This window comes from Glutamicibacter sp. AOP12-B1-11 (assembly GCF_052379245.1).
Classification (GTDB): domain Bacteria; phylum Actinomycetota; class Actinomycetes; order Actinomycetales; family Micrococcaceae; genus Glutamicibacter.
The window spans coordinates 149,631-168,775 of sequence record NZ_JBQSYL010000004.1; the positions used below are offsets into that span (position 1 = coordinate 149,631).

A 19,145-nucleotide genomic window follows, 5' to 3' on the forward strand; every position below is an offset into this window, starting at 1 on the left:
AGACGTCAAGGCGGTAAATTCCGCGTAAATTCGCTGAAGTTGTTGATAATTGCCAGCAGGATGCCGATTTTGCATTTAGCGCGAACCCGTGTAAATTTATTTCTTGTGATCACGCAGGGATAACAAAAACCCAGCAGCGATTCACAAGATGTTGACTCAGGTGAAAAGGGATTTTCACTAGGAGTTCAACGGGGTATAGCTCAGCTTGGCTAGAGCGCGCGCTTTGGGAGCGTGAGGTCGCAGGTTCGAATCCTGTTACCCCGACTCATGAAATAAAAAAACTTCGGTTTATATCTCATGAAATCGAGAACTAAATATAATTTAGCTCTGGTGATCACCGGAAACTGTGAAAGGTTAACGGTATGCATCACAAACGATTAGTGGATAAAGGATAACTCAGGTTAGACTAATCACTGCTAATCGGGGTGTAGCTCAGCTTGGCTAGAGCGCGCGCTTTGGGAGCGTGAGGTCGCAGGTTCGAATCCTGTCACCCCGACTCTGTCGAATAACCCCGCAACGCCACCATGTTGCGGGGTTTTTTGCAGATCAGACCTAATTCTTAGACACTCAGGAGTACAACGCTGTGAAGAGCGCCGTCGAAAACGTCAACCCGACTCGGGTGAAACTGAACGTTGAGGTTCCTTATGAGGAACTGAAGCCCCGCGTCGATGAGGCGTACAAGACCATCGCTCAGCAGATTCAGGTTCCAGGCTTCCGCAAGGGCAAGGTTCCAACTCGCATGATCGATCAGCGCGTTGGTCGCGGTTACGTCATTGAAACCGCTGTGAACGAGGGGCTGAACGACTTCTATCAGAAGGCCATGGTCGAGCACGAGCTGACCCCGCTGTCCCGCCCAGAGGTTGACATCACCGAGCTGCCTTCCATCGAGAAGGAAGGCGAAGGCCAGCTGGTCTTCAGCTTCGAAGTTGATATCCGCCCGAAGGTTGAACTGCCTGACTACAAGGGCATCGAGGTCTCCGTCGAGGCAAAGGAAGTTGCCGACGAAGATATCGAGAAGGCCCTAGACGACCTGCGCGGTCGCTTCGGCACCCTGAAGGATGTTGAGGCACCAGCAGCTGCAGATTCCTTCGTCACCCTCGACCTGACCGCTTCGGTTGAGGGCGAAGAGGTCGACGCTGCACAGGGTCTGTCCTACCAGGTGGGCTCGGGCAATATGCTTGAAGGCATGGACGAGGCTGTTACCGGCCTGTCCGCTGGCGAAGACGCAACCTTCGAGACCACCCTTGCCGGTGGCGAGCACGCAGGAAAGACCGCAACCGTCAACGTTGTCGTCTCCGCCGTGAAGTCGCGCGAACTGCCAGAAGCGAATGACGACTTCGCTCAGCTTGCTTCCGAATACGACACCATCGCTGAATTGCGCGACTCGCTGTCCAAGGATGCTGCTGAGGGCAAGATTGTTGAGCAGGGTGTTGAGGCGCGCGAACTCGTCTTGGACAAGTTGGTCGAACTGATCGAGGTCCCTGTGCCTGCATCGGTGATCGAAGAGCAGATCGAGCAGCACTTCAACGCACCTGACGCTGAAGCTGACCACGACACCGAGGAGCACCGCGCAGAGGTTCGCGAGAACACCGAGCGTGCTTTCAAGAACGAAATCATCCTTGACGCCGTCGCAGACGCCGAGGAAGTTGGCGTTGAGCAGTCCGAGCTGATCGACTACATCGTGCAGACCGCAGGTCAGTACGGCATGGAGCCGAACCAGTTCGCGCAGATGCTGGACGGCGCCGGCCAGGTCCCAATGCTGATGGGCGAGGTTCGCCGTCGCAAGGCACTTGCCAAGGTGCTGGAATTCGCAACCGTCACCGACTCGAACGGTGCCGCTGTGGATCTCACTTCCTTCGTGAAGCCAGCTGGCGAAGAAGAAGCTGTAGCGGTCGAGGAGACCACCGAGGCCAAGTAGTCCCCGGCATATAGATGGCCGCCTGCCAGCTTGGAAACAAGCTGGCAGGCGGCCATTTTTTGTTCGCTCTCGGTGTACTCATGCGCCGTGAGCGAAAACGGGGCATGAAACGCCCCAAGGCCGGGTTGAAGTCAGTAATCTCAAAGTAACCAGTTGCAGCTTTGAGATTCGAAATAGAGTTTCAAAATCTGATCTACACGTTTGGAAGAGGTAGAGAACATGTCAAATGATTCGCGCACTCCCACCATGGCCACCGTTGACCCGGCCGGCCGTGAGGATTACATCTACAACCGCCTGCTCAAGGAGCGCATCATCTGGCTGGGCTCCGAGGTCCGCGACGACAATGCGAACGCTATTTGCTCGCAGCTGCTGTTGCTTTCGGCGGAAGATCCTGAGAAGGACATCTACCTTTACATCAACTCTCCAGGTGGCTCCATCACCGCGGGCATGGCTATCTACGACACCATGCAGTACATTCCCAACGATGTCGTCACCGTTGCAACCGGCCTGGCTGCTTCGATGGGCCAGTTCCTGTTGTCCTCGGGCACTCCGGGCAAACGCTACGCTACGCCGAACGCCCGCATCCTGATGCACCAGCCTTCCGGCGGCATCGGTGGTACCGCCTCGGATATTAAGATCCAGGCCGAGCTGATCATGCACATGAAGAAGGTCATGAGCGACCTGACTGCCGAGCAGACCGGTCAGAGCGTTGAGCAGATCCTTATCGATAACCAGCGCGATAAGTGGTTCACCGCTGAAGAGGGCCTGAAGTACGGCTTCTACGATCAGATCGCCATGCATGCCGGCACAGTCACCGGTGGTGGCGGCGTCGATACCGCCAAGTAGTCGGTCTTACTCATCCGCCTGAATCCCAAAGATTTGTCCTAGGAGAAAACCATGAACTTCAATCCGGAAGCCATCAGCGGCCAGACGCCGTCGGCCCGCTACATCCTGCCGCAGTTCGAAGAGCGCACCCCATACGGGTTCAAGCGTCAGGATCCATACGCCAAGCTGTTCGAAGATCGCATTATCTTCCTCGGCGCCCAGGTCGACGACGCGTCGGCCGATGACGTGATGGCACAGCTGCTGGTGCTCGAATCCATGGATCCGGAGCGCGATGTCACCTTGTACATCAACTCACCGGGTGGCTCGTTCACCGCGATGACCGCGATCTATGACACGATCCAGTTCATTCGCCCAGAAGTGCAGACCGTTTGCCTCGGCCAAGCAGCCTCAGCAGCAGCTGTGTTGCTGGCCGCCGGAACCCCGGGCAAGCGTCTGGCGCTGCCAAACGCCCGCGTGCTGATCCACCAGCCATCGATGGGCGGGGGCGAACGCGGTACCGCAACGGACCTGCAGATCCAGGCCGAAGAGGTAATGCGCATGCGCGCGTGGTTGGAAGAGACCATTGCCGGGCATTCGGGCCAGTCCGTGGAGAAGGTTCGCGACGATGTGGAGCGCGATCTATTCATGACCGCTGCCGACGCCAAGGAATATGGCATCGTTGACGAAGTGCTTACCCCACGCAAGGTAAACCGCGCTCAGCTCGGTAACTAGGCCTTACGCGGAATAATCATTGAATATTGGCGGTTTACCTTGTAGGTGCGTTCTCCACAAGAGGAGGACACCACGCAGGTAGACCGCCATATTCAGCTAATTTTGGGGTTATCTGACCTAGAATTGGGATAGTCCACGGCAACTCAAGCAAACAGGAGATCGGTGCGATGGGACGAATGGGCGAAGGCTCGGATCTGTTGAAGTGTTCTTTCTGCGGAAAGAGCCAAAAGCAGGTTAAGAAGCTAATTGCAGGCCACGGAGTCTACATCTGTACCGAATGCATCGAACTGTGCAATGAAATCATTGCAGAGGAGTTTGCTGAAGAACAGGTCTCCGAAGATTTCTCGCTGCCAAAACCGCTTGAGATCTTCAATTCCCTAGAGGAGTACGTGATCGGCCAGGAGAACGCGAAGCGTGCTCTGTCCGTAGCCGTGTACAACCACTACAAACGAATTCATGGCACCCAGGAGCAAGGTCCGGTCGCTGCCATAAACAGTGACAACCCACTGGACGATGTTGAGGTTTCAAAATCCAACATCATGTTGATAGGTCCCACCGGTTGCGGTAAGACCTATCTGGCGCAGTCGCTGGCCAAAAAACTCAACGTCCCGTTCGCCGTTGCAGACGCGACCAGCTTGACCGAGGCAGGTTACGTTGGTGAAGACGTTGAAAACATTCTGCTCAAGCTAATCCAAGCCGCAGACTTCGATGTGAAGAAGGCCGAGACAGGCATTATCTACATCGACGAAATCGATAAGATCTCGCGCAAGAGCGAGAATCCGTCGATTACCCGCGATGTCTCGGGTGAAGGCGTCCAGCAGGCATTGCTGAAAATTCTCGAAGGTACCGTTGCCGCAGTCCCGCCACAGGGGGGACGCAAGCATCCGCATCAAGACTTCTTGCAGTTGGACACGACAAACATCTTGTTCATCGTAGCTGGCGCTTTTGCGGGGCTCGAAGAGATTATTTCTTCACGCGCGGGACGTAAGGGAATCGGCTTCGGCGCGCCCTTGACCGCGCTGAAATCTGAAACCCCGTCGTATTCCGATGTTCGTCCTGAAGATCTGCTGAAATTCGGTTTGATACCCGAATTCGTCGGACGACTGCCAGTGATCACCACGGTCGAACACCTTGATCGCGAATCCCTGGTTCGGGTCCTGACTGAGCCGAAGAACGCTTTGGTCAAGCAATACCAAAAAATGTTCCGCATGGATGGTGTGGAGCTGAGCTTCGAACCGCAGGCATTGGATGCGGTCGCGGAGCTGGCCATCGAACGTGAAACTGGTGCTCGCGGGCTTCGGGCCATTTTGGAAGAGAGCCTTGGCGGGATCATGTTTGAACTGCCAAGCCTCGAAGAAATTGCGGAAGTGGTTGTCACCCGTGGCACGGTAATGAACCGTGAAGCACCGCTACTTCTTTCACACGATGTCGCTGCCAAGCGAAACAAGAAGTCCGCGTAGTTTAAAATCCCGTTGAGTTATCGGTAGAAAGTTGAGGGTTCATGCCCAAGCGCACTCAAGTTGATTTCTGGTTTGACCCGATTTGCCCCTTTGCATGGGCCACTAGCCGCTGGATCAAGGAAGTTGAAAAGGTCCGCGACATCGACGTGAGCTGGAATGTCATGAGCTTGTCGGTGCTCAACGAAGGGCGGGAACTTCCGGAAGACTACCGCGCGTCCATGGATATCTCTTGGGGTCCGGTCCGAGTCGTGATCAAGGCGGCCCAAGACCATGGTGATGAAGTGATCGACAAGCTCTATACGGCCATGGGCGAACTTTTCCATCACGAAAAGGTTTCAGATCGCGATGAGGTGATCGCCCGAGCTCTTGCGAAGGTAGGTTTGCCTGCCGAACTCGCAACTGCGGCGAATACCGATGAAAATGATGCTGCACTTCGTGCAAGCCACGAGGTAGGCATTTCCAAGGTTGGCCAAGATGTAGGAACACCAATCATCGCCGTGGATGGTGTCGCGTTCTTTGGGCCGGTTATCACCCGGATCCCAACCGGAGAAGACGCCGGCAAGATGTTTGACGCTGCAGCGCAACTTGCTTCGTTCCCCTACTTCTTCGAGATGAAGCGCAGTCGGACCGAAAGCCCAATCTTCGAATAGTCCGGGATTGCTTAAAAGAGCAAAGGGTCCAGCCAAGAAGTTCTTGGCTGGGCCCTTTGCGCTTGGCATGGGGCAAACGATACTTTCGGCTCCCGATCAACAATGAGCAGTTAGTTCGCGACGCATCATAAGTAACCTCTTGGATCTCTGGGGAGCGCTCTCACTGACTAGTCGTGAGTTAATGCTTGCATCCTTGCTAATTGTTCCGAAAAAATTTATATGAATTTTCTATGCAGGTAATGTGAAGTGCCTCACGGTTCTTTCACAAATTATTCCAGCTCCTACACGGAGTGGCTGGTTCCGTCGACCGGCGTGTGAGATCGGAGCTTCTCGGAGATTACTGGGCAGTAGCGAATGCAACCCGAAAGCAAAGGGTGCACGCGGGTTTTCGGTGCCATGAAAGTTTCCGGCAGAAGTTATTAGTAGGAAAAAATCCGTTTCAGACTTTTTGACGGTTGCGACAATGAACTCTCAAATATCTTGTTGGAAACCCCTAGGTAATGCCTGAAAGATGTGTTTGACTAACTCCCACAGGTGCTTCGGCACATGCTTTCGATGGCGGCCCCCATCCGCCAGATAGGGAGAAATCGTGCAAGATAGATACGAAGATCGTGGTCCAAAGAAGGGCAAAAACAAGGGCAGAGCATTCGCCGCGCTTTTGCTGGCCGGCGGACTCATCGGTGGAAGTGCATCGATGGCTATGGCTGCCCCCACAGCCCCCACGGACAAGATCGAGTCGACAAGCATTACCTTGTCGCAGGCGGAAAATGCAATGAGTTATTGGACTTCTGAGCGCATGGAAAACGCCAAGTCCGCTGACAGCCTCGCCCACGGTAAATCAACTTCAAACGCCCCGCTGAAGGCGGGAAAATCAAAGAAGATTGCCGGCCAGGAAGCGATGAAGCGCAACGAGAACGCCAACAAGCCGAAAAGAGGATCTGCGGTCACTCCGGTGTCCCACATTGGTAAGGTGTTCTTCACCCTCGGCGGATCTGACTATGTTTGCTCGGGCAACTCGGTTGTCTCGGCCAACGAATCGACCGTGTCCACAGCCGGACACTGTGCCAATGAAGGACCGGGCGCGTTCGCAACTCGATGGGTGTTTGTTCCCGCCTATGAAAATGGCAACGCACCCTATGGATCCTTTGCGGCTACCGAACTGGTCACCCCAACGCAGTGGAGCAACGGCGGCGACATTAGCTACGACACCGCCTTCGCGGTGGTCACCGACAACAGCGGGGTAAGCCTCGCAGATCAGGTTGGAGCTTCGGGTGTCGCGTTCAACCAGGCGCGCGGATTGAACTACACAGCTTTCGGATACCCTGCCGCGACTCCGTTCAACGGTGAAACTTTGCAGTCCTGCAGCGGAACTGCCACAGCTGATCCCTACGGACAGTCGCAGTCTCAGGGTATTCCCTGCGACATGACGGGCGGTTCCTCCGGCGGCCCATGGTTCCTCGGCGGTTCCGATGGATACCAGAACTCCGTCAACAGCTTCGGCTACAGTGGAGTGCGCAACACGATGTTCGGCCCCTACTGGGGATCGGTCGTTGAGCAGGCATATAACGCAGCTCAGAACTAGCAAGACGTGATTTGGGCGGAATGTCAGCGACGACATTCCGCCCAAACCCGTTTAGGAGCAGGGGATGCAAGCAGAGGATGACGCTGCTGGCGAATGCGCCAGCGGAAAGAGCAGTAGGCAAAAGTTGGATCAAACGGTCAGCGAACAGCTTTCATATTTTAACGATACGCGGAAGCAGGATGCTAAGCCGATGCAGGTAGTAATACCAAGCCCAACCGGGCAAAGCAAGGATGAGGACGGCGGCTGACCCTGCCGCTGGGCATTCTGGTTAACGCATACTGCTCTCGAACCGACAGGTTCGAGAGCAGTATGCTAGGTATCGCTCGCAACGCGGCTATTTGGCTAGCTCACGAACGTGAAATTGAATGGATACCTGTAAGAACGACCTGCCTGATATTCGTTTGGAGCATTAACTGCGGCCACGATGGCCACCACGAAGCAGATGAGGCCGCCGAGCAGACCGATGACCCAACCGACCACGGGCAGGAGCGCCAATAAAGCGATGATCGCGCGGATGATGCTGAAGTTCAGGGTATCTCGATGGAAGTCTCGCACTATCGGGTTGGTGCGTTCCTTATCGATGATGAAGAAGATCAGCGCTGGAATAATTCCGAAGAATGCAGATAGCCAGCCGTTGAGCTGGATCCGTTGGAGGTTCTCATCCGGGCTTTGCCCCTGGTAGCTCTGTTGCGGGTCATTCACCCGCCCCGGATATGGTCCAGCCGGTTCTGAACTGGAAGGGGGCGTCGTTGATTCGCCAGACGAGGGAGTCGAGCGATTGCCCTCGCGGAGCGGATCGGAGTCATTTGGGTCTTCCGGTGTGGTAGTCATACGAGCCTCTCTAGAGAGTAGCTTGAATATGTAGTATGAGCGTACCCCTCGACTCTAAGCCATGAATAAATAATATCAAGGCGTCGAGAACCAACAATTGACTTCGGCATCGTCTTCGAAGACCGATTCAAGGAACGGTTGAGAAATGAGGAAGGCCGTCGAGAGATTCTCGACGGCCTTCCTCACAGACTGTTTTCGAAGACTAGGCTTCTTCTGCGGGTGCCAATTCCACGTTCACTACGCTCAGCTCGCCTTCGGCCTCAACCAAAGTCAGTTCGCGTGCGTTGCCAGCCGACTTGAGGTCGGCGAAGCCGGCTCGCAGCTGTTCAACCTGAGCCGCTGGTGCATGGATCTCACCGGAAAGGACCTCGGTGCGCTGCTTGACCTTCGCGTCCGACTTGGCCTTACGGATGCCAGAAAGTGCCATGCCGACGGTTGGGAGAACCGTTGCGTCGGCACCTTCGGTAGCGGCAGCCAAGTGAGTGGAACTAGGCCACTGCGACAGGTGCACGGAACCGGTGCGCCACCAGCCCCAAACCTCCTCGGTAGCGAACGGCAGGAATGGTGCGAACAAACGCAGCACCGAATCCAAGGTCGTAGCAAGAGTCGCCAGCACGCTAGCCTGCTCCGCTGCACCATGACCGCCGTAGGCGCGGTCCTTGACCAATTCGACGTAATCGTCGGTGAATGACCAGAAGAAGGACTCGGTGATGTCCAGGGCGCGGGCATAGTCGTAGTTCTCGAAGGCACGCTGTGCGTCCTGGATGACCGTGGACAGACGCAGAAGCAGCGAGCGGTCCAGGCCGTTGGCCACCACCGATGCGTCGTCGGTGAGCACATTGGTCTCGGTGGCGCCCAGGTTCAAGACGAACTTCGAGGCGTTGAGAATCTTGATCGCTAGGCGGCGACCGATCTTCATCTGGTTGATCTCGTAGGCGGTGTCCGCGCCCAGCTTGGCGCTGGCTGCCCAGTAGCGCACGGCGTCAGAACCGAACTTCTCCAGAACCTCGTTCGGAACCACAACGTTGCCCTTGGACTTGGACATCTTCTTGCGATCCGGATCCAGGATCCATCCGGAGATGGCCGCATGCTTCCATGGGACATCATTGTGCAGCGCATCTGCGCGCACGGCGGTGGAGAACAGCCAGGTGCGGATGATGTCGTGGCCCTGCGGGCGCAGATCAAAGGGGTAGACCTTGGAGAAGAACTGGTCGTCGCGTCCCCAGCGGCCCGCGATCTGTGGAGTCAGCGAGCTGGTAGCCCAGGTATCGAGCACATCTGCGTCACCGATGAAACCGCCGGCCACCCCGCGCTGGTCCTCGGTGAAACCTGCTGGAGCGTCGGCAGCCGGGTCAACCGGAAGCTGCGCGATCTCCGGCAAGATCGGCGCATCGTAATCCGGTTCGCCATGTTCGTCGACCTTGTACCAAACAGGTACCGGCACGCCGAAGAAGCGCTGGCGGGAAACCAACCAGTCGCCGTTCAGCCCCGAGACCCAGTTCTCGTAGCGCGAGCGCATGAACGAAGGATGGAAATCGATCTGCTCGCCGCGCGCGATCATCTGGGTGCGGCGCTCTTCGTCGCGCCCGCCATTGCGGATGTACCACTGGCGCGAGGTGACGATCTCCAGTGGCTTGTCGCCCTTTTCGAAGAAGTTCACCGGACGGGAGACCTTCTTCGGCTCGCCATCGAGCAGATCCGCCGCGGTGAGCATCTCGACGACGGTTTCCTTCGCGGAGAATACGGTCTTGGCCGCGATCTCAGCGTAGGCGGCCTGGCCGGCTTCGGTGCTGATCCACTCCGGGGTGTCAGCCAGGATGCGGCCGTCTCGGCCAATGATGGCACGGGTCGGAAGCTGCAGTTCGCGCCACCAGGTGACGTCGGTCAAGTCGCCGAAGGTGCAGACCATGGCGATACCCGAACCCTTGTCTGGCTGGGCCAGCGGGTGCGGGTAGACGGTAACCGGTACGCCGAAGATTGGCGAGGTGACGGTCTTGCCGAAGAGGTGCTTGTAGCGCTCGTCTTCGGGGTGGGCTACGAGACCTGCGCAGGCCGCGAGCAGCTCCGGGCGGGTGGTCTCGATGAAGACCTGCTCGCCGCCCTCGGCATTAAATGCGTAGCGGTAGTAGGCGCCGGGCATTTCGCGGTCTTCGAGTTCTGCCTGGGCCACCGCGGTGCGGAAAGTAACATCCCACAGGGTAGGCGCCTCTGCCATGTAGGCATCGCCCTCCGCCAGGTTTTCCAGGAAGGCGCGCTGCGATACGGCGCGGGAATTGTCATCGATGGTGCGGTAGGTCATGCGCCAGTCCACGGACAGGCCTAGGGTGCTGAACAGGTGCTCGAAGACCTTCTCGTCTTCGACCGCCAATTCTTCGCAGAGTTCAATGAAGTTCTTGCGGCTCACCACATCCCAGTCGCGCTGGTTCTTGGCCGGGGACTCCGGCGGGCGGTAGCCCTCGATGTACGGCTTGGTCGGATCGCAGCGAACGCCATAGTAGTTCTGCACGCGACGCTCGGTGGGCAGGCCGTTGTCATCCCAGCCCAGCGGGTAGAACACGTTCTTGCCGCTCATGCGCTGGAAGCGAGCCAACACGTCGGTCTGCGTGTAGGAGAACATGTGTCCTACGTGCAGGGAACCCGAAGCGGTCGGTGGGGGAGTGTCGATGGAGTAAACGGCCTCGCGGGTCGTGTCCTCGTTGAAGTGATAGGTGCCCTCGGTGCGCCACCGGGACGAAAGACGTTCCTCCAAGCCTTCCAAAGCGGGCTTGTCAGGAACGGAAACCGTTGCGGGCGTGTCTGTGCCCAAGTTGTCTTCTGCCATGGCTCCATTCTTCCATGCTTTGCAAGGGAGCAAGGCATTGTGATTCATGGTCTCGGCCACTTGACCAGCAACGCTGTGCACGATGAGCTTGAAGCGCCAGCGCCAATGACGCACCCGTCCCACGAGAATTTGGCTATGACTGGCTCATGCCAGGCAGGGCCGCCGAAGATCACGAAACATGGAAAGGCTTCGCGTAAGACACATTCATCCCCGCACGCCCCGGAGCTGCGAAGTTCTAAGGTTGGGATATGACTACAACGCAAAATACTGAAAACTCCCGCTCGGCCCTCGTCACCGGCGCGTCCAGCGGCATCGGACAGGCAACGGTGCGCGCGCTTCGCGCACAAGGCTGGAAGGTCTTCGCCGTGGCCCGCCGTGCCGAGCGGCTCAACGCCCTCGCCGCAGAGTGCGGCGCGATTGCCTTGGCCGCCGACGTGAGCGTGCAGTCCGAGGTGGACGCACTGGTACTGAGCCTTGCCGAACAAGGCGGTGCGGACACGCTGGTAAATTGCGCAGGCGGCGCTCGCGGCAGCGACTACTGGGCCGAGGCCAAAGACGAAGACTGGGAATTCATGTGGCAGTCGAACGTCATGGGCACCATGCGGCTGACCCGAGCACTGCTGCCGTCGCTGCGGACCACCGGCGGCACAATCCTGAATGTCACCTCCACCGCGGCCTTGGCAAGCTACGAAGGCGGCAGCGGATACAACGCCGCCAAGGCGGCGCAGCGCGCCATGAGCCAGGCGCTGCGCCTGGAGGAAGTCGAAAACGGGATTCGCGTCATCGAGATCCTTCCGGGTCTGGTGCAGACCGAAGAGTTCGCATTACGCCGGCTGGGAAGCAAGGAAGCCGCGGAGAACGTCTACGCCGGGGTCGCCGAACCACTGACCGCCGAAGACGTAGCCGAGGTGATCCGCTACGCAGTCAGCGCGCCGGCGCATGTGAACCTCGACGAAATCGTGATCCGTCCGCAGGCCCAGGCCGCCAACCACAAGCTGATCCGCAAGGGCTAGGACACCGAATATGGGACGAATACACGTACTCGCCGCCTCGCACGGCACCGATAATGAACGCGGCCAGCAGCTGATCCACGAGCTGCGCGCACAGCTCGAAGAGCTGGCACGCGACGCCGGGCTCACCGAGCTGGTGTGGCATGAAGCCTATGTAGATGTCCAGCATCCGCGGCTTCCCGAAGTGCTCGACTCGCTGCCCGCAGATGAACCGGCAGTGGTCTTGCCGCTGCTGGTAGCCGACGGCGTGCATACGACATATGACATCGCCGGCGCGGTAGCAGCAAGAGCCAACAGCACCGCGGCCGCCCCGCTTGGCTCCTTGCCGGATCTTGCCCAAGTCTTGGCGCAACGCGCGCAAGCTCATCTTGATTCACACCCCAGCGTTGTTCTAGCCGCTGCCGGAACCAGGCTTGAAAAAGGCCAGCAACAGGTCCGGAAGCTGGCAGAACGGCTCTCGGACGAACTTGGACGGGAAGTGCAGGTCGCTTACTGCGCGGGCGCCAAGCCGCTGATCCAGGATCTGCTCTCCACCGAAATCCAGCCACCGGTGCTCGTGCTGAGCGCGCTGCTCGCCGATGGTCTATTCCAAACCCGGCTCGCTAGCACGGGTGCCTCGGTGATTACAAGCCCGCTGTTGCCGGACGTCATGATCGCTAAATGTTTCTTCGTAAGACTCCAAGAGGCGCTCAAAGCGGCCGGTTAGCTTTCCTTAGATGACGAAGTGCATCGTGATTGAGTAAAGCGCGTTCATGTGACTACTCGTGGTTGCCAGCCCCCAGGGGCTGGTTTCTACGCTGGCTTACATGACGCAATCAACCGCACCCGTTCGCCCCAAGCGGGCAGCTAAACCTCAAGGCCAATGGAAGGTCGACGGCCACGAGCCGCTGAACCATAACGAGGAACTCAAAGCCGCCGACGACGGCCTGAACGTACGCGAACGTATCGAACAGATCTACGCGCTCAAAGGCTTCGACTCGATAGATCCAGATGACCTGCACGGCCGCTTTCGTTGGTGGGGCCTATACACCCAACGCGCCCAGGGCATTCCCGGCGGGAAGACCGCCACCCTCGAGCCGCACGAACTTGAAGACAAGTACTTCATGCTTCGCGTGCGCATCGACGGCGGGGCGCTGAGCACCGAGCAGCTGCGTGTCATTGCCGGGATCTCCACCGAATTCGCCCGTGACACGGCCGACTTTACTGACCGGCAGAATATTCAGCTGCACTGGGTCGACGTGGTCGATGTGCCCGAAATTTGGCGCCGGCTCGAAGCCGTGGGCCTGAACACCACCGAAGCCTGCGGAGACGTCCCGCGCGTCATCCTGGGCTCACCGGTGGCGGGCATCGCCAAGAATGAGATCATCGACCCCACCCCGGTGATCCAAGAGATCGCCCGACGCTATGTGGGCAACCCGGAATTCTCCAACCTGCCGCGCAAGTACAAGACCGCCATTACCGGTCACCCGAATCAGGATGTTGTCCACGAAATCAACGACTTCGCGCTGATCGGCGTCGTGCACCCGGAACTCGGTGCCGGATATGACCTCTGGGTGGGCGGCGGATTATCTGCCAACCCGCGCCTCGGCGAACGGCTCGGCACCTTCGTCAGCGAAGCGAAGGCGGCCGAAGTATGGGAGGGCGTCACCTCCATCTTCCGCGACTACGGTTTCCGCCGCCTGCGCAACCGGGCCCGCTTGAAGTTCCTGCTCGCCGAATGGGGAACCGAGAAGTTCCGCCAGATCCTCCAAGACGAATACCTCGGCTATGAGCTTCCAGATGGCCCGCCAGCGGCCAAACCGGAAGAATCAGGTGACCACTCCGGGGTCCATGAGCAAAAGGACGGCCGGTTCTATATCGGTCTCACCCCACCGGTGGGCCGGGTCTCGGGAAGCATCCTGAACAAGCTCGCAGACCTCGTCGAAGCAGCCGGATCCACCAGGCTGCGCACCACCCCGCACCAAAAGGTGATCGCCCTGGATATTCCCGCAGATCAGGTGGATGCCTTCACCGCCGCGGTGCAGGAACTGGGGCTGGATCCCTTCCCCGGGCTGATCAAGCGCTCGGCAATCGCCTGCACCGGCATCGAATTCTGCAAGCTGGCCATCGTCGACACCAAGGACACCACCATCGACGCGGTCAAAAAAATCGAATCAAGGCTAGCGGACCACGAGGGAAAGCTTCCCAAGGCGCTGTCCCTGCATGTCAACGGTTGCCCAAACTCCTGCGCCCGCATCCAGACCGCAGACATCGGGCTGAAGGGACAGCTGATTACCAACGCCGAAGGTGAACAGGTCTCCGGATTCCAGGTGCACCTCGGCGGAACGCTAGCCGGCTTCGAGAACGGCGAGGCAGGACTGGGCCGCACCGTGCGCGGGCTGAAGGTCGCCGCCGATGAGCTGCCCGAATATGTGGAACGCGTCGTCAAAAGCTATTCAACCCACGCCGAAGAGAACGAGTCATTCGCCGCCTGGGCACACCGCGCGGAGGAGGAAAAACTGGTATGAGCACCGTACAGCGCAGCGAAGCAGAGCTCCGGCAGATTGCCGCCTTAGGGGCCGAAGAACTCGGCTGGGACGCAACCGCCGGGCAGGTCATCAAATTCGCCGCCAGGCATTTTGAACTACGTGAGGTTGCGGTCGCCTGTTCCATGGCCGATGCGGTACTCCCGCACCTGGTCTCCGAAACGATTCCGGAGGTGGACGTGCTGTTCCTGGAAACCGGGTACCACTTCGCCGAAACCATTGCGACCCGGGACGAGGTCGCCCGAGCCCTGCCGGTACGCATCATCGACGTCCTGCCCGAGCTCACGGTGGCCGAGCAAGACGCCAAATTCGGCAAGGAGCTATTCGCCCGCGATGCAGCGTCCTGCTGCCAGATGCGAAAAATGGATCCGCTGAAGAAGGCACTGAAGGGCTATGGGGCTTGGTTCACCGGGGTGCGCCGCGACGAGGCACCCACCAGGGTGAACACCCCGCTGGTGGCCTTCGACGAAGCCCACGGGTTGGTGAAGTTCAACCCGCTGGCCGCCTGGACCTTCGATGAACTCATCGGCTACGCCACGGAGCACTCGGTTCCGGTGAATATGCTGCTCGCCCACGGGTATCCATCCATTGGCTGCCAACCATGCACCCGGCCGGTGGCCGAAGGCGAAGACCCCCGCGCAGGTCGCTGGGCGGGGCTGGCGAAAACCGAATGCGGCATACACATCTAGTCGAGGAGAGAAGCAAATGACCATTACAGCCAATGCGCCCACCCAAGCGCGGCGCAGCGTCCTTGACGCCTTAGAAGCCGAATCAATTCACATCATCCGCGAGGTGCTTGCCGAATTCGAGAATCCCGGATTGCTGTTCTCCGGAGGAAAAGACTCGGTCGTCGTACTGCACCTGCTGGCCAAGGCCGTATTCCCCGCCCGAGTGCCGATCCCGGTAGTTCATATCGACACCGGCCACAACTTCGGTGAGGTACTCAAATTCCGTGACCAGGTGGTGGCCCGCTACGGACTGAACCTGGTCGTCGGCTCGGTGCAGGACTATATCGACCGCGGTGAATTGACCGAGCTGGCCGATGGCACACGCAACCGGTTGCAGACCCGGGTCCTGCTGGACACCATCGAGGCCAACCGCTTCGACGTCGTCTTCGGCGGGGCCCGCCGCGACGAAGACAAGGCCCGCGCCAAGGAACGGATCTTGTCCCTCCGCGATGAATTCGGGGTGTGGGATCCGCGCAACCAGCGCCCGGAAATCTGGAGCTTGTACAACGGACGGCACGCCCCCGGGGGACATGTGCGCGCCTTCCCGATCTCCAACTGGACCGAACGCGACATCTGGGCCTATATCGAGCAAGAACAAATCGAGCTCCCACCCATCTACTTCGCCCATAAGCGCCAGGTCTTCGAACGCGACGGCATGTGGCGGGCGGTCACCTCCGTCTCGCAGCCGGCCAAGGGAGAGATCGTGAGCATCCGGCAGGTGCGCTACCGCACCGTGGGAGACGCAAGCTGCACCGGCGCGGTGCTCTCCGCGGCGGATACGGTGCCCAAGGTACTGGATGAACTAGCCCTGGCAACCTTGACCGAACGCGGCGCCACCCGTGCAGATGACCGAATTTCCGCTGCGGGAATGGAAGACCGCAAGACCGAAGGGTACTTCTAAAATGACCACCACACTGCTCCGCATCGCCACCGCAGGCTCGGTAGACGACGGAAAGTCAACGCTCGTGGGCCGGCTGCTGCATGACGCCAAAGCCATCCTCGCCGACTCCCTGGACGACATCGCCCGGACCAGCGCCGAACGCGGCTTCGGGGGAGAGACCCCGGCCCTGGACCTGGCGCTGGTCACCGACGGGCTGCGTGCCGAACGGGAACAGGGCATCACCATCGACGTGGCCTACCGGTACTTCTCCACCCAGAACCGCTCCTTCATCCTGGCCGACTGCCCGGGCCACGTGCAGTACACGCGCAATACCGTCACCGGGGCATCCACCGCGGATGCGGCGATCGTGCTGGTCGACGCGCGGCACGGAGTCCTGGAGCAAACCCGCCGCCACCTCGGGGTGCTTGCCTTGCTGCGGGTGCCGCAGCTGGTGGTGGCCGTGAACAAGATGGATCTGGTCGGCTGGGACGAACAACGCTTCAGCGATATCGAAACCGACATTCTGCAGATCGCGGCCGGCCTTGGAATCACGCAGAGCGCGGTCATCCCGGTCTCGGCACTGAACGGCGACAACATCGTCGACGCTTCGTCGCTCAGCGACTGGTATGCCGGCCCCACCCTGCTCGGGCTCCTCGAAAGTCTCGAACCGGGCAGCGGCCAGGGCGCCGGCCGGCTGGATGTCCAGTACGTCATCCGCCCGCAGGGGGCGCTTGCCGCCGGACTGGACGCCGAAGAATACCGAGACTTCCGCGGTTACGCCGGCACCCTGGTCGACGGGGGACTATCGGTCGGCGATTCGGTAGCCATCCTGTCCAACGGCCAGCCGGCCAGCAGCCGGATCAAGGCCATCCGGACCCCGGCCGGCATGGTGGAAACCGCGCTCGCCGGAGCCGCGGTGGTCGTGCAGCTGAGCGAAGAGATCGATATTGCCCGCGGCGACACGATCATCGCGGGGGAGCTCGATGCCGCGGTGCGCGAGATCGAAGCCAATATTTGCGTGCTGGCTCCGGCGAAGCTCACCGCCGGACAGCAGCTGCTCATCAAGCACGGCACGAAGGTGGCCAAGGCGAAGATCCAAAGCCTGGATCACGTGATCAACGTGGCCGACTTCTCGCGCAGCGCGGCCAGCGAGCTGAATCTGAACGACCTGGCTCGCGTGACGGTGCGCAGTTCGGCGGCCTTGGCCGTCTCCGAGTACCAAGACTCACGCACCGCCGGTTCATTCCTGCTGATCGATCCGAGCAGCGGGCAGACCTTGGCAGCGGGAATTATCGAGGCCCAGAATGCAGCCGCCTGAGCACCAATCCTCCGAACGCCAACGCTTCACCTCGCTGGTCGAGCAGCCCAATCACCGGGCGCGTTTTGCCGGGGTTGTGCTCGTTGGAGTGCTGGCGGCATTGGCGCTGACCACGACCGTCGTTCCGCCGCCGAGCACGGAACGAAGTGCGGCGGCCGGCCCAAGCCCGGCAGCGGAGTTGCGCCTGGGGTACTTTGCCAATGTCACCCATGCCCCGGCGCTCATCGCAGATCAGCGCGGCATCTTGGAATCGGCGCTGGAGACGGATTCCACGGCCTTGGAGACGCAAATCTTCAATGCCGGTCCGGCTGCCATCGAAGCGCTTAATAGCGGGGCGCTGGACGCAGCCTATCTGGGGCCGGCTCCTGCGCTGAATAGCTACCTCTCCAGTGGTGGATCCTCGTTGCAGGTCGTCGCCGGGGCAACGAATGGGGGAGCGAGCCTGGTGGTTTCCGAAGATATTGCTTCGGTTGAACAGCTGGCCGGTACCGAGCTTGCCACGCCGCAGTTCGGCGGGACCCAGGATGTGGCCTTGCGGAACTATCTGCAAGAACGCGGGATCCAAGACTCCGTGACCGTGACACCAAGCTCGAATGGCACGGTTCCACAGTTGTTCGCTCGCGAGGCCATCGATGGAGCGTGGCTTCCGGAACCGCATGCCTCGCTGCTTGTCGAGCAATACGGCGCCCACCGGCTGGTGGACGAAGCGACGCTGTGGCCCGATGGCAAGTTCCCCACGACCGTATTAGTGGTCAACCAAGACTTCTTGGAAAAACACCCACAAACGGTCAAGGAACTTGTTGCCGCCAACGCCGAAGCAATCAGCTGGTTGAACACGGCCGAAACCGCCGAACGCTTGGCCGCGGTGCAGGAAGCCTTGACCGGGATCAACGGGAGCAGCCTGCCGGATACGGTCATCGGTGCGGCGCTTGGCGAGGTCGGCTTCGATGAGAATCCGTTGGAAAGTACCTTCCCGACGCTGATGGAACATCTCGAATCCGTAGGCTTGGGCGATTCTGGAGATCTTTCCAAGATCGTAAACGACCAATGGATCGGGACAGACTGATGGGTGTGGAACTCCACGAAGTTTCGCTGAGCTACGAAGGCTCGGATCTGGTGATAGAGAATCTCAGCGCACAGATCGAAGACGGTGAATTCATTGCCATTCTCGGGGCCTCGGGCTGCGGTAAATCTTCGCTGCTGAACCTGATTGCCGGACTGCTCCAGCCCACCTCCGGGTGGCTCGAAGTCCCCAAAGACGGCGCCGCCTTCATGTTCCAAGATGCAAATCTGCTCCCGTGGCTCAGCGCCGCGGAGAACATTTCGCTGGCGTTGAAACTTGGGGGATACCCGGCCGAGCAACGTGACGTGCGAGTTGCGGAACTGCTCCGACTGGTGCAGTTGGGGCAAGCCGGAAAGAAAAAGCCGCATGAACTCTCCGGAGGCATGCGGCAGCGCGTGGCGCTGGCACGGGCCCTCGCCCAGGACCGTCAGGTGCTGTTGATGGACGAACCGTTCGCCGCATTGGATGCGATCACCCGAGACATGCTGCATGAAGAATTGCGGAATCTCTGGCAGCAGACGGGTAAGACGATCATCTTCGTCACCCACAATGTGCGCGAAGCGATTCGGCTCTCCGGCCGGATCCTGGTGCTTTCTTCCCATCCGGGGCGAATCCTGGAGACCCGGCGTATCTCCACCCAGTTAAGAAACGACCCCGCCCAGTCGGCCGCCCTCGCCGACGAGCTCACAACAATCCTCAGGAAGGAGCAGCGAAAGCATGAGCACTTTGACTCAGCGAGCTAGCCGGCCTGCGGCCAAAGCCGCACGCCAGGGCAGGGCGAAGAAAACATTGGATGCGTTCA

General features: G+C 59.4%; 16 protein-coding genes and 2 tRNA genes. 16 read left to right on the forward strand and 2 right to left on the reverse strand.

The genetic code is table 11. From position 1 onward, the window contains the following. Positions 1 to 189: 189 nt before the first annotated feature. From ACT3UQ_RS03795 to ACT3UQ_RS03830, 8 genes are all read left to right on the forward strand, one after another. Positions 190 to 264 (forward strand) — tRNA-Pro (locus ACT3UQ_RS03795). Between the two features lie 157 nt (positions 265 to 421). Beyond that, positions 422 to 496: transfer RNA gene (locus ACT3UQ_RS03800), tRNA-Pro, on the forward strand. Positions 497 to 583: 87 nt separating this feature from the next. Next, positions 584 to 1,918 carry a trigger factor gene (tig, locus tag ACT3UQ_RS03805; protein WP_105552275.1) on the forward strand — a complete coding sequence of 445 codons (1,335 nt, stop codon included), beginning with the start codon at positions 584 to 586 and terminating at the stop codon, positions 1,916 to 1,918. 246 nt (positions 1,919 to 2,164) lie between these two features. After that, on the forward strand, positions 2,165 to 2,764 hold the full coding sequence (locus ACT3UQ_RS03810; RefSeq protein ID WP_096285303.1) for an ATP-dependent Clp protease proteolytic subunit: 600 nt from the start codon (positions 2,165 to 2,167) through the stop codon (positions 2,762 to 2,764). 51 nt (positions 2,765 to 2,815) lie between these two features. Continuing rightward, a complete protein-coding gene (locus tag ACT3UQ_RS03815; RefSeq protein WP_096285072.1) occupies positions 2,816 to 3,475 on the forward strand; it encodes an ATP-dependent Clp protease proteolytic subunit in 660 nt (219 codons plus the stop codon). Positions 3,476 to 3,642: 167 nt separating this feature from the next. Beyond that, positions 3,643 to 4,935, forward strand: coding sequence for an ATP-dependent Clp protease ATP-binding subunit ClpX (clpX, locus tag ACT3UQ_RS03820; protein WP_105552274.1), 1,293 nt, complete (start codon positions 3,643 to 3,645; stop codon positions 4,933 to 4,935). Positions 4,936 to 4,976: 41 nt separating this feature from the next. Next, entirely contained in the window at positions 4,977 to 5,585 is a 609-nt protein-coding gene (locus tag ACT3UQ_RS03825) for a DsbA family oxidoreductase (RefSeq protein ID WP_105552273.1), read from the forward strand. Positions 5,586 to 6,174: 589 nt separating this feature from the next. Then, positions 6,175 to 7,167 carry a trypsin-like serine peptidase gene (locus ACT3UQ_RS03830; protein WP_105552272.1) on the forward strand — a complete coding sequence of 331 codons (993 nt, stop codon included), beginning with the start codon at positions 6,175 to 6,177 and terminating at the stop codon, positions 7,165 to 7,167. A 342-nt stretch (positions 7,168 to 7,509) separates the two neighbouring features. Here ACT3UQ_RS03830 and ACT3UQ_RS03835 read toward each other — a convergent pair whose 3' ends face one another. Further along, on the reverse strand, positions 7,510 to 7,998 hold the full coding sequence (locus ACT3UQ_RS03835; protein ID WP_105552270.1) for a DUF4870 domain-containing protein: 489 nt from the start codon (positions 7,996 to 7,998) through the stop codon (positions 7,510 to 7,512). Positions 7,999 to 8,200: 202 nt separating this feature from the next. Beyond that, positions 8,201 to 10,819, reverse strand: a complete 2,619-nt coding sequence (valS, locus tag ACT3UQ_RS03840) for a valine--tRNA ligase (RefSeq protein WP_105552501.1) — start codon at positions 10,817 to 10,819, stop codon at positions 8,201 to 8,203. A gap of 248 nt (positions 10,820 to 11,067) precedes the next feature. Between valS and ACT3UQ_RS03845 the strand changes: the two genes are divergently transcribed. The 8 genes from ACT3UQ_RS03845 to ACT3UQ_RS03880 all read left to right on the forward strand — a co-directional run bounded on the left by ACT3UQ_RS03845 (position 11,068) and on the right by ACT3UQ_RS03880 (position 19,086). Next, positions 11,068 to 11,832: an SDR family oxidoreductase gene (locus ACT3UQ_RS03845; protein WP_105552269.1), complete on the forward strand. Its 765-nt coding sequence runs from the start codon at positions 11,068 to 11,070 to the stop codon at positions 11,830 to 11,832. A 10-nt stretch (positions 11,833 to 11,842) separates the two neighbouring features. Beyond that, positions 11,843 to 12,535 carry a sirohydrochlorin chelatase gene (locus tag ACT3UQ_RS03850; RefSeq protein ID WP_105552268.1) on the forward strand — a complete coding sequence of 231 codons (693 nt, stop codon included), beginning with the start codon at positions 11,843 to 11,845 and terminating at the stop codon, positions 12,533 to 12,535. Positions 12,536 to 12,635: 100 nt separating this feature from the next. Beyond that, positions 12,636 to 14,336 (forward strand): nitrite/sulfite reductase, encoded by a 1,701-nt coding sequence (locus ACT3UQ_RS03855; RefSeq protein WP_105552500.1) that lies wholly within the window; start codon positions 12,636 to 12,638, stop codon positions 14,334 to 14,336. Further along, positions 14,333 to 15,043 (forward strand): phosphoadenylyl-sulfate reductase, encoded by a 711-nt coding sequence (locus ACT3UQ_RS03860; protein ID WP_105649514.1) that lies wholly within the window; start codon positions 14,333 to 14,335, stop codon positions 15,041 to 15,043. The genes ACT3UQ_RS03855 and ACT3UQ_RS03860 overlap by 4 nt, the downstream gene beginning before the upstream one ends. 16 nt (positions 15,044 to 15,059) lie before the next feature. Beyond that, positions 15,060 to 15,983 carry a sulfate adenylyltransferase subunit CysD gene (gene cysD / locus ACT3UQ_RS03865; protein WP_105552266.1) on the forward strand — a complete coding sequence of 308 codons (924 nt, stop codon included), beginning with the start codon at positions 15,060 to 15,062 and terminating at the stop codon, positions 15,981 to 15,983. 1 nt (position 15,984) lies between these two features. Next, complete coding sequence (locus ACT3UQ_RS03870; RefSeq protein WP_444636509.1) at positions 15,985 to 17,280, forward strand: sulfate adenylyltransferase subunit 1; 1,296 nt, start codon at positions 15,985 to 15,987, stop codon at positions 17,278 to 17,280. Next, the gene (locus tag ACT3UQ_RS03875; RefSeq protein WP_444636510.1) at positions 17,267 to 18,346 is read left to right on the forward strand and encodes an ABC transporter substrate-binding protein; all 1,080 of its coding nucleotides are present in this window, start codon (positions 17,267 to 17,269) and stop codon (positions 18,344 to 18,346) included. The genes ACT3UQ_RS03870 and ACT3UQ_RS03875 overlap by 14 nt, the downstream gene beginning before the upstream one ends. After that, positions 18,346 to 19,086, forward strand: coding sequence for an ABC transporter ATP-binding protein (locus tag ACT3UQ_RS03880; protein WP_105568956.1), 741 nt, complete (start codon positions 18,346 to 18,348; stop codon positions 19,084 to 19,086). Before ACT3UQ_RS03875 ends, ACT3UQ_RS03880 begins: the two co-directional genes overlap by 1 nt. The last annotated feature ends 59 nt before the right edge of the window (positions 19,087 to 19,145 follow it).

What these genes read in the sequence shown, in the direction of transcription:
- ACT3UQ_RS03860 (WP_105649514.1), top strand. Translation starts at nt 14,333, where the DNA reads ATGAGCACCGTACAGCGCAGCGAAGCAGAGCTCCGGCAGATTGCCGCC.
- ACT3UQ_RS03850 (WP_105552268.1), top strand. Translation starts at nt 11,843, where the DNA reads ATGGGACGAATACACGTACTCGCCGCCTCGCACGGCACCGATAATGAA.
- ACT3UQ_RS03825 (WP_105552273.1), top strand. Translation starts at nt 4,977, where the DNA reads ATGCCCAAGCGCACTCAAGTTGATTTCTGGTTTGACCCGATTTGCCCC.
- ACT3UQ_RS03880 (WP_105568956.1), top strand. Translation starts at nt 18,346, where the DNA reads ATGGGTGTGGAACTCCACGAAGTTTCGCTGAGCTACGAAGGCTCGGAT.
- ACT3UQ_RS03845 (WP_105552269.1), top strand. Translation starts at nt 11,068, where the DNA reads ATGACTACAACGCAAAATACTGAAAACTCCCGCTCGGCCCTCGTCACC.
- ACT3UQ_RS03835 (WP_105552270.1), bottom strand. Translation starts at nt 7,998, where the DNA reads ATGACTACCACACCGGAAGACCCAAATGACTCCGATCCGCTCCGCGAG.
- ACT3UQ_RS03875 (WP_444636510.1), top strand. Translation starts at nt 17,267, where the DNA reads ATGCAGCCGCCTGAGCACCAATCCTCCGAACGCCAACGCTTCACCTCG.
- valS (WP_105552501.1), bottom strand. Translation starts at nt 10,819, where the DNA reads ATGGCAGAAGACAACTTGGGCACAGACACGCCCGCAACGGTTTCCGTT.
- clpX (WP_105552274.1), top strand. Translation starts at nt 3,643, where the DNA reads ATGGGACGAATGGGCGAAGGCTCGGATCTGTTGAAGTGTTCTTTCTGC.
- ACT3UQ_RS03855 (WP_105552500.1), top strand. Translation starts at nt 12,636, where the DNA reads ATGACGCAATCAACCGCACCCGTTCGCCCCAAGCGGGCAGCTAAACCT.
- ACT3UQ_RS03870 (WP_444636509.1), top strand. Translation starts at nt 15,985, where the DNA reads ATGACCACCACACTGCTCCGCATCGCCACCGCAGGCTCGGTAGACGAC.
- ACT3UQ_RS03815 (WP_096285072.1), top strand. Translation starts at nt 2,816, where the DNA reads ATGAACTTCAATCCGGAAGCCATCAGCGGCCAGACGCCGTCGGCCCGC.
- cysD (WP_105552266.1), top strand. Translation starts at nt 15,060, where the DNA reads ATGACCATTACAGCCAATGCGCCCACCCAAGCGCGGCGCAGCGTCCTT.
- ACT3UQ_RS03810 (WP_096285303.1), top strand. Translation starts at nt 2,165, where the DNA reads ATGGCCACCGTTGACCCGGCCGGCCGTGAGGATTACATCTACAACCGC.